The 15,608-nt window shown below is 44.4% G+C and carries 14 protein-coding genes; 7 read left to right on the top strand and 7 right to left on the bottom strand.

What is annotated here, in order from left to right; translation table 11 throughout:
- Positions 1-1,449 (top strand): TrkH family potassium uptake protein, encoded by a 1,449-nt coding sequence (locus tag NFS34_RS03205; protein WP_251358442.1) that lies wholly within the window; start codon positions 1-3, stop codon positions 1,447-1,449.
- A gap of 51 nt (positions 1,450-1,500) precedes the next feature.
- The gene (locus tag NFS34_RS03200) at positions 1,501-2,043 is read left to right on the top strand and encodes a nucleotidyltransferase family protein (protein ID WP_251358441.1); all 543 of its coding nucleotides are present in this window, start codon (positions 1,501-1,503) and stop codon (positions 2,041-2,043) included.
- Between the two features lie 69 nt (positions 2,044-2,112).
- Here the strand turns inward: NFS34_RS03200 and rph are convergent, their stop codons facing one another.
- Entirely contained in the window at positions 2,113-2,829 is a 717-nt protein-coding gene (gene rph / locus NFS34_RS03195; protein ID WP_251358440.1) for a ribonuclease PH, read from the bottom strand.
- Between the two features lie 229 nt (positions 2,830-3,058).
- Between rph and NFS34_RS03190 the strand changes: the two genes are divergently transcribed.
- Positions 3,059-5,209, top strand: a complete 2,151-nt coding sequence (locus NFS34_RS03190; RefSeq protein WP_251358439.1) for an alkaline phosphatase — start codon at positions 3,059-3,061, stop codon at positions 5,207-5,209.
- On the opposite strand, the gene NFS34_RS03185 is transcribed toward NFS34_RS03190, so the two are convergent.
- Positions 5,206-6,057 carry a hypothetical protein gene (locus NFS34_RS03185; RefSeq protein ID WP_251358438.1) on the bottom strand — a complete coding sequence of 284 codons (852 nt, stop codon included), beginning with the start codon at positions 6,055-6,057 and terminating at the stop codon, positions 5,206-5,208. The two genes, NFS34_RS03190 and NFS34_RS03185, sit on opposite strands and share 4 nt — an antisense overlap.
- Positions 6,058-6,218: 161 nt before the next feature.
- On the bottom strand, positions 6,219-8,699 hold the full coding sequence (locus NFS34_RS03180; protein ID WP_251358437.1) for a choice-of-anchor B family protein: 2,481 nt from the start codon (positions 8,697-8,699) through the stop codon (positions 6,219-6,221).
- A 337-nt stretch (positions 8,700-9,036) separates the two neighbouring features.
- On the opposite strand from NFS34_RS03180, the gene NFS34_RS03175 reads away from it, so the two are divergent.
- Complete coding sequence (locus tag NFS34_RS03175; RefSeq protein ID WP_251358436.1) at positions 9,037-9,879, top strand: alpha/beta fold hydrolase; 843 nt, start codon at positions 9,037-9,039, stop codon at positions 9,877-9,879.
- A gap of 20 nt (positions 9,880-9,899) precedes the next feature.
- Here the strand turns inward: NFS34_RS03175 and NFS34_RS03170 are convergent, their stop codons facing one another.
- The 3 genes from NFS34_RS03170 to NFS34_RS03160 all read right to left on the bottom strand — a co-directional run bounded on the left by NFS34_RS03170 (position 9,900) and on the right by NFS34_RS03160 (position 13,428).
- Positions 9,900-11,093, bottom strand: a complete 1,194-nt coding sequence (locus NFS34_RS03170) for an NADP-dependent malic enzyme (protein WP_251358435.1) — start codon at positions 11,091-11,093, stop codon at positions 9,900-9,902.
- A 167-nt stretch (positions 11,094-11,260) separates the two neighbouring features.
- Positions 11,261-11,866: a DoxX family protein gene (locus NFS34_RS03165; protein WP_251358434.1), complete on the bottom strand. Its 606-nt coding sequence runs from the start codon at positions 11,864-11,866 to the stop codon at positions 11,261-11,263.
- 35 nt (positions 11,867-11,901) lie between these two features.
- Positions 11,902-13,428, bottom strand: coding sequence for an FMN-binding glutamate synthase family protein (locus tag NFS34_RS03160; protein ID WP_376707959.1), 1,527 nt, complete (start codon positions 13,426-13,428; stop codon positions 11,902-11,904).
- A gap of 138 nt (positions 13,429-13,566) precedes the next feature.
- On the opposite strand from NFS34_RS03160, the gene NFS34_RS03155 reads away from it, so the two are divergent.
- Together NFS34_RS03155 and NFS34_RS03150 are read left to right on the top strand one after the other, a co-directional pair.
- The gene (locus NFS34_RS03155) at positions 13,567-14,181 is read left to right on the top strand and encodes an RNA polymerase sigma factor (protein ID WP_251358432.1); all 615 of its coding nucleotides are present in this window, start codon (positions 13,567-13,569) and stop codon (positions 14,179-14,181) included.
- Positions 14,175-14,414, top strand: a complete 240-nt coding sequence (locus NFS34_RS03150; RefSeq protein ID WP_251358431.1) for an anti-sigma factor — start codon at positions 14,175-14,177, stop codon at positions 14,412-14,414. Before NFS34_RS03155 ends, NFS34_RS03150 begins: the two co-directional genes overlap by 7 nt.
- 198 nt (positions 14,415-14,612) lie before the next feature.
- Here NFS34_RS03150 and NFS34_RS03145 read toward each other — a convergent pair whose 3' ends face one another.
- Positions 14,613-14,936, bottom strand: a complete 324-nt coding sequence (locus tag NFS34_RS03145; protein ID WP_251358430.1) for an outer membrane protein assembly factor BamE — start codon at positions 14,934-14,936, stop codon at positions 14,613-14,615.
- Positions 14,937-15,073: 137 nt separating this feature from the next.
- Between NFS34_RS03145 and fur the strand changes: the two genes are divergently transcribed.
- A complete protein-coding gene (gene fur, locus NFS34_RS03140; protein ID WP_251360283.1) occupies positions 15,074-15,478 on the top strand; it encodes a ferric iron uptake transcriptional regulator in 405 nt (134 codons plus the stop codon).
- Positions 15,479-15,608 lie beyond the last annotated feature (130 nt).

Genomic DNA, 15,608 nt, shown 5'->3' with positions numbered 1-15,608 from the left:
ATGCAAGTTTCCACCATTACCCGCTTTCTTGGTTTATTGCTGATGCTGTTCAGCTTGACCATGATGCCGCCAGTGGCGGTTTCTTTTATTTATAAAGATGGGGGCGGAACAGCCTTTTTTGCTACCTTTATCATTTCCTTGATTACCGGCTTAATCCTGTATTTTCCTAACCGCCAAGCGCGAGCCGAACTGAAAATTCGCGATGGATTCTTGATCGTGGTGTTATTCTGGACGGTTTTGAGTCTATTCGGTTCGCTTCCTTTCTTGCTCACCGATGGTCTTAATGTATCGTTAGCCAATGCCATTTTTGAATCCTTCTCAGGATTAACCACCACTGGCGCGACTGTACTGAGTGGTTTGGATCAGCTACCTCACGCTATTTTATATTATCGTCAGCAACTGCAATGGCTTGGTGGCATGGGTATCATCGTATTAGCGGTGGCGATTTTGCCGATGTTAGGTATTGGTGGTATGCAGCTCTATCGAGCGGAAACGCCAGGGCCAATGAAGGACAATAAATTAACACCAAGAATTGCAGGAACGGCTAAAGCACTTTGGTACATCTATTTAGGTCTAACCATTTCTTGTGGGCTGGCTTATTGGCTAGCGGGAATGGATGTTTTTGATGCTATAGCACATAGCTTCTCGACCATTGCTATCGGAGGTTTTTCACCACACGATGCCAGTATCGGCTATTTTGATTCTCGGGCCATTGAGCTAATTTGCAGCTTTTTTATGTTTTTCGCGGGCGTTAATTTTGCTCTGCATTTTGGCGCAGTCAGGCGTCTTAGCATTCGGCCTTACCTAAGAGATCCGGAATTTAAAAGTTACCTATTGATGCTTACTTTAGTTGCCGTTTGTTGCATAGCGGTGCTGTTTGCTTACGGGCTCTTTAATTTTGGCGATGCGGTTGTGCAAGGGATCTTCCATACGGTTTCTATCGCTACCACCACCGGCTTTGCCACCTCAGAATTTCATACTTGGCCAATTTTCTTGCCTGCTTTATTGATCTTCGCCAGTTTTGCTGGTGGTTGCGCGGGCTCAACTGCTGGTGGGATGAAAGTGATACGAGTATTACTACTTTTCAAACAAGGACTAAGAGAAGTCAAGCGACTTATTCATCCTAATGGTGTCTTCTTAATCAAGTTGGGTAAAGACTCGGTGTCCGATCGGGTAGTGCAATCGGTGTGGGGTTTCTTTGCCACCTATGTTGCCTTGTTTGTCATCTTACTACTGATCTTAATTGCCGACGGACTCGATCAGGTTACTGCTTTTTCTGCGGTTGCGGCTTGCATGAATAATCTTGGGCCCGGGCTTGGCGAAGTGGCGCTTAACTATAATAGTATTTCGGATCTCTCTAAATACGTTTTAAGTTTTGCCATGTTATTAGGGCGCCTGGAGATCTTTACTTTATTAGTTCTCTTTACGCCTTATTTTTGGAGAAGGTAGCTTAACGAAACCGTCTTTAGAAAAAGTACAACAAACTGAATCGATAATAAGATGAATTATGAACGGCAAATAAAGCAATGGTTACAGAGCGATGAAGTAAGATTTAATGCATTGAAAGCTGCTGCTAGCCTTGAATTAAAGGATTGGTGCTTAGCCGCAGGTTTTGTTCGTAATCTGGTATGGGATAAACTTCATGAGAATCAGCATGGTACGCCGTTAAATGATATTGATCTGATCTACTTTGACAAAAATAATGATACCTCTGTAGATAAAAAAATCGAGAAGACTTTAAAAACTAAATATCTTCAACCTTGGTCAGTGAAGAATCAGGCGAGAATGCATCTTAGAAATAATGATTCACCTTATTCGTCTACATCTGATGCAATGAGCTACTGGGTAGAGATAGAAACTGCGATAGGGGTACGCTTGCATCGCGATCAAACGCTAGAAGTCATTGCTCCTTTTGGTTGCGAAGCACTGTTTAACTATTCTATTACAATTAATGACAAACGCAGAAAACCAAAAGCTTTTGGAGCTAGGGTAAGAGATAAAGCTTGGTTAGAAAACTGGCCAAAGCTAGTTGTTAATTATTAGCAACGAACAGTTTTATTAGCAAGCTAGGGCAGATTAATGTGGTATAAGCTACCCTAGTTATGCTTGAAATTATTTTGATACGGCCTGCTTCTGCAAGTCAAAAATCTCACGAATTCCTTGCTTACCCAAATCCAATAAGGCCATTAGCTCATTACCTGAAAAAGGCTGGCCTTCGGCAGTGCCTTGGATTTCGATAAAGCCACCGTTTTCATCCATCACAATATTCATATCGGTTTCCGCGTCTGAATCTTCCGGATAATCCAGATCCAATACCGGCGTACCTTGATAAATTCCGACGGATATAGCGCCAATCCAATGCTTCATCGGATTAGTTTTAATCAATCCTTTTTGTCGCATATAAAACAGCGCATCGTGCAATGCAATGCAAGCGCCGCTGATGGAAGCGGTGCGGGTGCCACCATCAGCTTGAATTACATCGCAATCTAAATAGATAGTATTTTCACCGAGCTGAGTTAAGTCAACCGCGGCGCGGAGCGAGCGACCAATCAAGCGTTGAATCTCCAAAGTACGACCGCCTTGTTTACCGCGAGCGGCTTCACGTCCCATGCGACTGTGGGTAGAGCGCGGTAGCATGCCGTATTCAGCGGTGATCCAGCCCTGTCCTTTTCCTTTTAAGAAACGAGGTACTCCTTCTTCAACCGAGGCGTTGCACAAAACCTTGGTTTCACCAAATTCGATTAACACCGAACCTTCGGCGTGTTTGGTGAAGTTACGGCTAATGGTGACGGGTCTAAGTTGGTTGCTAGTACGGCCACTGGGTCTCATTTTCGGATCCTTGGATAATTCTGATGGAATAATGTTTGGGGGCATTATACGAGAATCTAAAACTAATGTCAGAACTAAGGAGAAACCTATGAAAAAAGCTAACAGAAAAGCAAAGAAAAGGGCGATAAGAACGGTAAAAGAATTAGTAGCAACGGCATAAAATGCTGGTAAGATGAGTTGTTTTTGATGATTAGAATTTCAAGTGCAACGACGACAATTTCTCCAATCTATGGCTTTCGCAACTAGCGGCATTGGTTTGCTGGGACTTTCTGGCTGCCAAGAGCTTGGTGACTCTTTGGATCTGTCAAAAGCTAAGATAGACAACACCAAAGCGAGCGACTACTTTCCACAATCGCTAGCATCGGGCGATCCTAAAGCCGATAGTGTGATCTTATGGACCAGAGTGGAGGATGCGCAATTGATGCCGCGAGAGCCACTGGAATTAGTCTTACAAGTAGCAGCGGATAAGCGCTTTTCTAACATTATCCTCAGCCAAAAAATAAAAACCGATCCTCTGCGCGACGGTTGCGTAAAAGTCAAAGTTAGTGAACTCGAAGCTTCGAATTATTACTTCTACCGGTTTCTTTATCGAAAATCAGAACAGTATTTTTCATCAAAAATTGGCCGCACCAAAACTGCGCCAAGAGCTGATGAGCAGCGTTCGATCAAAATTGCCCAAGTCAGTTGCCAAGATTATGTTGGCAAATTTTATAACACTTACCTGCAGTTACTCGAGATCGAGGATCTGGATTTTGTCTTATTTTTAGGCGACTACATTTATGAAACTACGCGTGATCCACGTTTTCAAAGAGATAATGGTCGCTCGGTGGAGTTTCGGGATTTAGCAAATGCTATTAAGTTGGGCGCGGAACAAGCGCCTTTTTACGCGGCCAATAGCTTGGATAATTATCGTCAGCTGTATCAAATCTACCGCTCCGATTCGATATTGCAAAAGCTACACGAACAGTTTCCCATCATCGCCACTTGGGATGACCATGAATTTGCTGACGATAGCTTCGGTACTAACGCGACCCACAGCGGTGGGCGGCAGAATGAATCCAACCTTGAGCGCAAGCTGAATTCGGAAATGGCTTATTACGAATATATGCCACTCGATCTTGAACAGTTCGCAAGCGATAAGACATTACTGGATACGGAGAGGCTTTATCCCAATACTAAAATTTATCGTCAGTTTAATTTTGGTAAAAACTTAGATCTGATGGTCACGGATTTTAGAACCCATAGACCAGATCACTTAATTCCTGAAGATGCATTCCCAGCCAGCATCATCTTTAATCAAACAACGCTTGAGTTATTAATGGCTGCCAAAGGTATTAGTTTTGAAAAAATAAAACCTTTTCTAATGCCATACCTTGATATTGATGAGCCACAATATGATCAGCAAAAAAATATCTTGATCGCGCAGTTGACCGAAGCTTATCAAGAGCAAGGTTTAGCGCAAGCTGCAGCCAAACAAAAAGCATTGGCAAAAATTAGCGGTAATTTAGCCGTGCCTATTATTAATCAGTGGCTTGAGCAATATCAGCAAGTTAAAGCTGGTGAAGGCTCGACAGTTACATTTAGCGCAGAATGGAATCAAAAATTACCACTAGGATTTTGTTATGCATTATTGGGTAAAATAAATTTGTTTGGGGCCATTGGCGCTCGCTACTTTGTGGTAAAAGATTCTTATGATTTAGTATCTGCAATCAGTTATGGACTAAATTCGCAGCTGCATAACCCGCTGGGCGAAGAGCAGGAGCGCTGGTTAAAAAAAGCAGTAGCTCGCTCTAAAGCCAAGTGGAAGTTGGTGGCTAATTCAGTGTCCATGAACTCGTTGGTGTTAGATTTAAGTAAAAAAGAACTGAAAATTCCTAAACCCTTTAATCAAAGGTTTTACTTAAACGTCGACCATTGGGATGCCTTTCCACAGAAACGTCATGCTTTGTTGGCAGAGTTAAGCCAAGCAGAAAACCTAGTCTTATTATCCGGCGATATTCATGCTGCTTTAATTGGTCAACATACTACTGGTGCGGTGGAATTTACTACACCATCGGTATCCTCCAGTACTCAGCGCAAAATGATTTCTGATATGGCTGCAAAGCACCAAAAGCTAAGCGCGATCCCGAACGTGGATCAAATGCTAAAAAGCGCTAACCAATCGCTAAAAGAAGCCAATCCGCAGTTAAAATTTGCGGAGATGGCGCGACATGGTTTAACGGTTTTACAAGTCAATGCGGACAATATTATCGCTGAGCTTTATCTGGTTCCAGAGGAGTCGCTCTATCAATCCTACTACCAGCAACCACAAGATTTTTTAAACCAAGTAACCAAGCACCAGTTTACAGTCACTAATGATGGTTTGAAGCAATTAAGCTAAAGGGTTGGTCGATTCGAGCTGATAGAGCTTAATCCTTTTTTTCCTAATGCAATAAGCAGCCATAAAAATAGCAATGGAAATATTAGGGTTTGCACCACAAACAGTGTGATTAATTTGATCACATCTTGACTGGCCGATTCGGCGGCTTGTTTATAGGATTCGATTTGCTTTTGGATATCAAACTCAGAGACCGTATCGCTAAACCAAGCTTGCGCTTTCTCTAATACCGAGGCATCCGCATTAGCCTCGCTATGGGTGGTTTCTGACTCGGCCTCTAGATCTTGAGATAAATGCTCTAAACCTTGGCTGGCCTCAATGTAATCCTGTTTTAAAAAGATTTGGTACAAACCTTGACTGGACAGTGCCATCACCGGCGTAATAAAACGCACCAACACTAGAAATAGTCCGATGGTTATCAGTCGCGATTGCAACTTTGGATTATGATGACGGTTAAGGACTAAAAAGATCGCTATAGCCAGCCAAAAAACAATCGCTAAATAATTAAAGTAGTGCCAAGCACTAATGCTAAGCAGTAATTTTTGCACCCCTAAAGCGGAAGCACTAATCAGCATGATATTGGAAAAGCGTTCTATCAGATCATTGACTGGATCTAATATTTCGCCGGGCGATAGGGTTAAGCCCACGCCCGCAGGTTGCATCGCAATCTCGGCTTCTTGTGCTACCGAAATTAAACCATTTAAACCGCGCGCAATACCAAAAGCTACCAGCGATCGCTTGAGCGCTTCGTCGGTATATTGGTAGCCGTATTTATCCAGCGCTTGGGTAAAAGCCAGAACACTGGCCAGCGCGAGTAAGGCGACATAAATATGCAGTCTAAGTTTGCCCATGGGATCTTCTCACTGGATTCTTCATTATATTCTTTGAGTTAGACTCTGTTATTAGAGTAATAGCTAGTCATGACCAATCATTTTAAGATAACAGCTTTTTGGTTGTTTTTCTGCCAAAAAGAAATGGCGCCGAAAGATCCTAAAAAAGGTGTCAAAGAGTTTTAAAATGATCGAACTAGCCTTACCCGATAAAGCAAGATACTTAACAGGGTCAACAGCATTAAAGGTGCTATTGGCCCACCACCGCCGCCAGAAGACGGCGGCGGTGGTGGTGGCGTCGGCTGATCATTTTGCCGGATAGTTATGCTGTAACTACTTGTGCCTAATGCCGCGCCACCTTGAGGATCGGATAACAAGAGACTAAAGTTTTCATCATTTTCTTGCGCTGAGTCATCTAAAATCGAAATCGAAATGGTCTTGTCACTAGCGTCGCCATCAGCCCAACTAAGGCTACCGTTAGCCGCTGTATAATCCTGACCAGCAGTAGCTGAGTTATCTTGAGTAGCGTAATTAACCGTGACTTCGCCGTCGGAACCGCCGGTTCGAGCAACCAGAATATCAAGACTCGTCGCCGCTTCTTCGATGCTACTGGCCGTGCTGGTTAAGCCTACTGTGCCCCGTAACGGGCCGTCGCTGGCTTTAATGTTGACGGTAAAAGTATCGCTATTTAAGGTGGCGCCGCCTTGCACGTTGGATAAGATCAGACTGAAATTTTCAGCCGCTTCTTCGCTAGTATCGTCGAGCAATTGAATATCTATATATTGAACTCCTGACTGCCCATCGGCCCAGCTTAAGCTACCACTTGCTGGAGCAAAGTCTTCGCCAGCAGTGGCGGATTGCGCTTGTAATTCATAATCCAGACTTACGCTGCCGTTAGAGCCTGCCGCTCGGGATACGGCGACGGCTATGGTCGCGTTAGCTTCATCATAGCTAGCGGAGCTTAATAACAACTCGATAGAGCCGACTTGGTTTGCTTGAGTGCCCGAATTGTCTTCTAACACATACAAACCATTGGAAATATCACTTACCAAAATATTCCCGCTGGGTAGGTAAGGGTAAGCTCCCCAAGCACCATCAAACTGCGGATCGTTGGCCGCAGGTACGGGAAAGGTATCGAAAAAGCCAATTTCTGCGGGGGTGGCCGGATTGCTTACGTCCAAGATAGTTAAGCCACGTTTGTAATTGGACATATAGTATTTATCGCCCAAGGTGAAACCGTTGTGATCAATGGCGCGTGTCGGGCCCACATAAGAGCCAACAATTTTTGGGCTGGTCAGATCGCGAATGTCCATCACGTAAAGGGTTGTATTGAGGCCATCGCGTTGTTCATCGAGTTCGTCCTGAATAAAGATATAATTTTTATCCTGCGAGTACCAACCGGAATGAGTGTATTGAGCGCCGCTATAGCCAGTGGCGCTTAACTTGACTGGATTGGCTTTATCGGTGGTGTCCCAAATGTCCATGGTGTTTTCATTAAAGTCGATAAACAACTCGCAAGGGTTATGCCCATTGGCACATTGGCTGGTACGCGAATCGCTGATGCTTAAGTTGGTCGCATCGTGCACGTAGCCGGTGTTGGGTGGGGTTGTGACTAAATTAGGATTAGCGGGATTTTTCAGATCAAAAATACGATAAGAACCGTTTCCATTATTGGAGCCCGCGATATAGAGGTAGGCTTCTTGATTATCGAGCGGCAAACCGGTGGCGTAATCAATATTGCCAAGGTAGACGTTATGCGCGGTTTGAAATACGTTGATAGTATTAGCCAGAGAAATGCTATCGGGTGCTTTGGTCAAATCGATAACTTGAAAGCCGCCATTGCCCTCGGTGGTGACGTAAGCATAGGCTTGGTATTTTTTCGCCAGCGGATCAAAAAATTGATAAACCTTAACGTCGCGCCAAGTGCTGCTAACCCCTGAAATGGTGCCGACTTCTTGGGGTGCGCTGGGATCGCTGACATCGACTAAGATAGTGCCATTAAATAAGCCCATCACCGCATATTCACGACCAGTATTTAGATCGCGATAACCCCAAATATCGTTGCCACTGGAGGGTGTTGAACTCATCTGGGATAAGGGTAAGTGGGATAACAAGTTGATATTATTACAAGGATAATTATCAGCCATACCGCTACTACAATCGATATTCTTTTCAAAACTGGAGTTAATTTTTTGATATTTTGCCAACAACTTTAAGTAGTCAGGCTTGATCCGATATTGATCGTTGCCCTTAGTATCCGATAAGAGCTTAAAACCCTTAGCCGCAAGTTGGTCGCGGTATTTTGCAGGTAAACCCACAATCGTAGTGATATTTTCTGCAGATTTATTTTGGTATCCATCCAAGCGCGAATAGCCGCCCGAAATCGCCACCATGTCGTTGAGCAAATAGAAAATATCCATATTCTTGGCATGATAGTTACCAGCCGCCATCTGGATCTTGTCGCCCTTACTGGACTTGTTAACTGCATAAGCAATAGTTTTGCAGGGCTTTGTTGGGCTGGAACAATCGCCTTTATCGACGCCATCGCTGGCGATATAGCGGATCGGATGGCCACCGCCGTGGGAAAATACAGGCAGGCTAATAGCGGCGATGAGCAAGGCTGCGCAAACGTTAACGGATCTTCTTACCATTATGAGTGTCATGGATATACCTATAGCAACTTGATCCATTGATTTTATGGCGTTTTGAAGAAAAATACAGTGATAGACTAAAAAATATACAAGATTACTAACTTTTGACCTTGCTAGCTCATAATTGGTTACATCTTTGCACTTAACAAATATCGGTCAGCTAGCCAAGATAGAGCTATCGAGAGTGTTGAATCAGGCATGTTAGTACCCTATGAAAAATGCTAGCTTAATAATTTTAATGTTATTACTGCAGCTTACACCAGTAGTATCAATCGGTTTGGACAAAACTGAGGTGAAATTATATCAAGTGAAAAAAGGCCACAACTCTCAGGCTCCAACTCTGCTTCTCTTGTCGGGCCCAACCGATAACTGGCATTCAGATTTAGCTTGGTGGATTTTAGGGCAAAACTATCTAGCACAAGACTATTCTACTTTGGCAATTGAGCGTGCCGGACAAGGTTTTTCCGAGCCCATAAAAAATCCTTCTTATACAGATTTTGGGCAACGCCTTAGGAAAATCTTAACACTGCAAAAGACTCCGGTGATTATCGTGGCGTTTGCTAGCTCAAATTTAAGTGTGCGTTTGGCCTTGCGAGATCCTATTGCGGCTAACAAGGTTAGAGGTGTAGTGCTGTTAGACCCCGATGTGCTAACCGTACACTCGATCGAGCACTATACAGGTGAGAGTGAAAACTTTAGAAAAAACTGGGATAAGCTCGAAGCTTTTATTGCCTCGGGAAAATATCAGGAAAGAATACAAGATAAAATTGCTGCAGAAAAAGCGGACTTGGATACTATTATCAGTGACGATTTAGCAGAGTTTATGGACTGGCAGCAGTATCATGACTATGAGCTGCTGCGTGAAAAGTCGAGTTACCAGATTCGTAAATTTAAAGAAATTACTGCTTACAAGTCGGATTTAGAAAACGCCAAGTTATCGCCAATTCCTAAATCGATACCAGTGGTTATTTTAGATTCTGATTTTGAAACCGGCTATCTGGAGAAGATCCAGGACGATAAATTTAAGCAGTCGATTAGCCAGTGGCGCGACGAAGGTAAACAACAGTTTTTTGCTATGGCGCAAGGCCATAAGTGTAGCGCCTATTGGCCTGTGGATACGCAAGAACACTTACTAATGTTTACTCATCCCCAATTAATTGAAGCCGCGGTTCGGCGGCTTATTAATTGTTAGATTAGGGGGCTAGCGAAAACTTACAACGGACGCTGTAGCTTTTCTTCAATCGCTTTTTGCTTAACCGCTTCGGCGACTTTTTGCGCCACGTTACGGTTTAAGGGATCGGGTAGAACATGATCCGCCGAAATATTATTGACCGCATTAGCCAGTGCATAGGCAGCGGCAATTTTCATGCCTTCGCTAATACGAGTAGCGCGCGCATCCAGTGCGCCGCGGAAAATTCCCGGGAAAGCTAAAACGTTATTCACTTGATTTGGAAAGTCGCTACGTCCGGTTCCCACCACTGATGCACCCGCGGCTAAAGCTTCGTCTGGCATGATTTCTGGGATCGGATTGGCCATAGCCAAAATGATCGGCTCTTTATGCATTAGCTTAATATCGTCGCCGGTGAGCAGGTTGCCTTTAGAGACACCAATAAACACATCCGCGCCTTCTAACGCGGCCTTCAGTTTGCCGTTGCGATTGAAGCGATTGGTGTAGGTCAGCAGTTTCAGTTTTTCTTCATTAAGGTTCTCGCGATCTTTGGAAATGATCCCTTTGGAATCACAAACCAGAACATCCTCGACCGGATTACAGGCATTTTCATCATGCCCCACGCAGCGCAACAAGCGGGCAATTGCAGTACCCGCTGCGCCTGCGCCATTAATCACTACTTTTAAAGACTGCATGCTTTTACCCGTGACTTTGCAAGCATTGATCAAGGCTGCTAACAAGACGATAGCGGTGCCATGCTGGTCGTCATGAAAAACGGGAATACCGATATCTTGTAGACGCTCTTCAATCTCAAAACACTTAGGCGCGGCAATATCTTCAAGATTGATACCACCAAAAGTAGGCGCTACCGTTTTCACGGTGGTGACGATTTCTTCCACACTACCGGCATTAATCACTAAGGGAACGCCGTCAATATCGGCAAACTCTTTAAACAAAATGGCCTTACCTTCCATCACTGGCAAAGCTGCTTGCGGCCCAATATCGCCTAAGCCAAGCACTGCCGAACCGTCAGAAACGATAGCAACCGAGTTGCCTTTCATGGTTAGTGAATAGCTTGAGTTGGGTTCTTCCGCGATTTTATTGGAAACTGCCGCTACTCCAGGAGTGTAGGCAACCGATAAATCGTCACGGTTCTGCAAAGGTACCTTGGATTTGATGGCCCATTTGCCGCGTAAATAGCGATGAATGTCTAAAGATTGTTGAAAAAACTTACTCATAAGCTGCTTTAACCGATTTGGAGAACACTTGTTGTGCAGTGACTGGCGATCATACGCTTATTTTAATCCTATTGTGGTCGGATTTGCATATTTATGTTCGCAAGGAGTTAAAGTTAAGCTGTAAAAAAGGGCGGCCAATGCCACCCTTGATGGATTATTGCTGATATTTAATAGCTCAATTCGGTTTTGTGATTGGCAAAGGCTCGATTAAGCCAATAGTCGATAGAGAAATATCTACCGCCACCACTAAAAAATAGCGATAGCAGCATAATGAAGTAGCTGGCAGCAAATTCGATACCATTTTGTAAGATCACAAAACTGCCTTTGCCCGTCAGCCAATCATAGTTACCGTGTTGTTGCAGAATTTCACGCCCTTTTTCGAGTCGATTGGCGACTTCCGGATCGGCGGATTGAGCTATCGCAAACCAGCCATTATCCCAATGAACCGTGAATGCAGCGACCAGCATAGTAATCATTAAGGGAATAGCTGCCCAACGAGTGGCAAAGCCCACCAGAATCAAAACAGCGCCTACGGTTTCGGCGCTGGCTGCTAAAAAGGTCATGACTTCTGGGAAAGGCAGTCCTAAACCCCATTCGGAATTACCAAACCACTCAGCAGTGCTCTCAAAGTTGGCAAACTTACGGGTTCCTGCTTCATACAGCGGGAAAAACAGCAGGATCCGGAATAATAAGGGTGGGATCCCTGAAAGGTGTTTTAACTTTCGAAATAGCCAATCGTGGAATTGATAATACTGGTCTTTAAGGGCGCTCATACGGTTCTCCTGTCAAAATAAGTTTGCCTGTGAATTTAGACTTGCTCAGTCTCAATTTCATCTTCTTGATACGGGTGTAACTTATCTAATGGAGTCGATAATCCGCTTTCTGTTACAACTCTAACGTGTTGTCGCTTCAAGCCTCTTGGCTCGGCCACACCGCACGAGTGCGCGATCATACCCACTGCCTTCACCATGTTCTTATGGTAATAAGCGACGCGCTCGGATTTATCACTAATATCTAAGCCTTTTTGTAAATCTTTATCGTGGGTGGTGATGCCAGTTGGACAAGTATTTTTATTGCATTGCAGTGCTTGAATACAGCCCAAAGCAAACATAAAGCCACGTGCTGAAAGGGCAAAGTCAGCGCCCATAGCTAAGGCCCAAGCTACGCCAGAAGGAGTGATCATTTTACCGGAGCAAACCACGCGGATCCGATCGCGTAGGTTTTGTTGGATAAGGGTATCTAAAACCAGCGGTAGGCTTTCTTTTAACGGTAGTCCAACATAATCGAAAAGCGGCTGCGGAGCAGCGCCAGTACCGCCATCAGCGCTATCAATGGTAATAAAATCGGGTGCCGATTCTATACCGCGCGCGTGAATCTCATGGCAAAGATCCTGTAGAAATTGATGGCTACCAATCACCGTTTTAAAACCCACTGGCTTGCCGGTCACTTGGCGAATATGATTGAGCATATCCAAAAGATCGGCTACCGACTTAATTTCTGGATGTCCGTTGGGACTGATGGAATCTTCCCCAGCAGGAATGCCACGGATCTGTGAGATCTCACTAGTGACTTTTCGTCCGGGTAAAATACCGCCTTTGCCCGGTTTTGCGCCCTGACTCATTTTTAGCTCAATCATTTTGACCTGAGGATGGGTGGCAATGTCTTTAAGCTTGTTATCGTCTAAACCGCCTTGGGTATTACGCACGCCATACTTGGCCGTACCGATTTGGAACACCACATCGCCACCGCCCGCTAAATGGTAGGGCGATAAGCCACCTTCGCCAGTATTGATCCAGCAACCAGCCTTGGCCGCGCCGCGCGAAAGGGCTTCCACCGCCACTTTTGATAGCGAGCCGTAGCTCATACCGGAAATGTTAAAAAAACTGCGAGCGCTATAGGGTTGCTGGCAATAAGGACCAATCAGCACCGGCTTAGATTCTAGCGCATTTTGCTCAAGAGTGGGGAATTGATCGTTTAAGAACAACACGGTTCCAGTGGGGTTTAAGTTGCGGGTCGAGCCAAAGGCTAGCGTACGGCTGACATTTTTAGCGGCTCGGTAAGCCCAGCTGCGCTCAGCGCGATTAAAGGGCATTTCTTCACGGTCGAGGGCAAAAAAATACTGCCGGAAAAATTCACCCAAATGCTCGAAAAAATAACGAAAACGGCCAATAACTGGGTAGTTGCGGCGAATGGTTTGTTTGCGCTGGGTTTTATCAATGAAATAGAGTATCAGGACTGCGATCATCAACAGCAATATCGCAAAGACGATAATAGCGCCGATCCAATCGAGCGACGTTTTGACGAATGACATAATGCCGATGAAGTTCATTTGCATACCCATGCTAAGTTTCCTTTCGATCGAGTTAGGTTGCTAATCGTTAAAATATGCCTATACTTTGGCAAAGATTCCAATGCTTTAACAGCATTTTGGCAAAACAACCGATTTCAGTAAACGAAATCACGACGAAAAATCATGAGTGAAAAAGAGTTACCTGAAGAAAAAGAATTGATTGCAGGCTTGCTGAATAACGATCAGGAATTATTTGGCAAGGTGGTCAAAGCCTATTATCCCTCCATGTATTCGGTCGCCTATGCGATTGCGGGCGGGGTGATTGCTGACGAGGTGGTGCAGGAAGCTTGGGTGTCTGGAATTCGTGCCCTGCCGAAGTTTGAAGGTCGCGCCAAGTTGAAAAGCTGGTTGATACGGATTGTTGCCAATGAAGCGAAAACGCGCTTAAGAAAAGAGTCGCGCTCGGTCAGCCTCGAAGCCGTTAATGAAACTTGGGCGACTGATCCGCGCTTTGATAGCAAGGGTCATTGGAACGACACTAGCCCCGAATGGGACTCGGCTTCCCCAGAGGAGTTGCTATCTGCGGGCGAGCTGCAAGATTGCTTCGATAAACATCTGGAGTTATTGCCCGATAATCAAAAACAGGTACTAAACCTGCGCGATGTGGGCGGTTTGGATATGGATGAAATCTGTAACATTCTGGGCGTTACTTCATCCAATGCCCGCGTATTATTACATCGAGCGCGAGACAAGATGCAGCAGATGGTGGCGCATTTTCAGAGGACAGGGCAATGTTAAATTGTAAAAAACACATTGAGAATAGTAGCGATTATCTTGAAGGTGAGATGAACGCTTGGCAGCGTTTTAACTTTAAAATGCACACCCTTATCTGTGTCCGTTGCAAGCGCTACTTAAAACAGTTACAGCAAACCATTGCCATGATTGGGCTGGCGCCGAAACAACAGCCCCCAGCAGAGCTAACTCAAGCGCTGGAAAAAGAATATGCCGAGGCGATGAAATCGAGTGACTAGTGACTCGATGGGCTGAACCTTGACGCAAAAATTACTCAAAGCAAGCTTCTAAGCCAAAACTGATCTAACCGTTATTCTCGATTTCGCGGCAATAACAATGTTTCTCAGTAGATATAAAAGTAAAAGCTAGGTTCAAAAGAACAAAAAGCCCTTAATATAAAGGGCTTTTGCTTGATTCTTAGAATACTAATGAGTGAATTACTCTTCGCTAGCTTCGGGCTTAATAGTGCCTTCCATGGTGGTCAGTTGGTCGTTAACGAAGGTTAGGGTTAGGCGCTTTTCCACCTTGTCTCCACGCGCCGGAATCAAATAATACAAATAGTACCAAGTATCGTTTTCTAAATTAGTATTTAGCACCGGATTGCCCAAAACAAAGCGCACTTGCTCTTTAGTCATGCCAGGGCGCAGCTTATTGACTTCTTTTTGATCCAGCACATTGCCTTGCTGGATATTGGGCTTATAGAGGCACGCTGAAATGGTGCAAAGGCTCAATAGTAACAGGGTTAGTTTCAAATATTTCATCATAAACCTTATTTTATCTTTTATTTCTGCTAACTCATGCCAACTTCCACCAAACTGATGTAAATGGTGGATAATGGCTTTTCATTAATTTCGGGCATAGTATAATCGATTCGTCGCTTAAAGCTATCGGAGTTTAAATTTTGGAAAATAAACAACTAAAAAAAGCCGGACTCAAGGTTACTTTACCCAGAGTTAAGATAATGCAAATTCTGGAAAGTTCCGAGGAACGTCACTTAAGCGCTGAAGATGTATATAAAAAACTGCTTGAGGCTGGGGACGATGTGGGCTTAGCGACAGTTTATCGAGTCTTGACTCAGTTTGAGCAGGCGGGATTAGTCACACGCCATAATTTTGAAGGCGGTCATTCGGTATTTGAAATGGACGACGGCGAACACCACGACCATATGGTGGATGTGGACGATGGCACTGTGATTGAGTTTTTTAGCGAAGAAATTGAAGAGTTGCAGCATAAGATTGCTGAGAAACATGGTGTCGAAATTGTCGACCATAGCCTAGTTTTGTACGTTAAACAGAAAAAATAATCCGCCATTTTCCTTATGGCTTTCTAATCAACTTATTTTAAGACCGTGTCTATTGGACGATTAAAGAATCGTCCGAGAAGCCTAACGACTCCAAGGCCAATTTGCAAGAATTGGCAAAATGTGTAGAATA

Origin of the sequence: Kangiella sp. TOML190, from assembly GCF_023706045.1 — a bacterium.
GTDB lineage: Bacteria > Pseudomonadota > Gammaproteobacteria > Enterobacterales > Kangiellaceae > Kangiella.
Note: the sequence above shows the minus strand (reverse complement) of the source record. Positions and strands in the feature narration are given on the sequence as shown.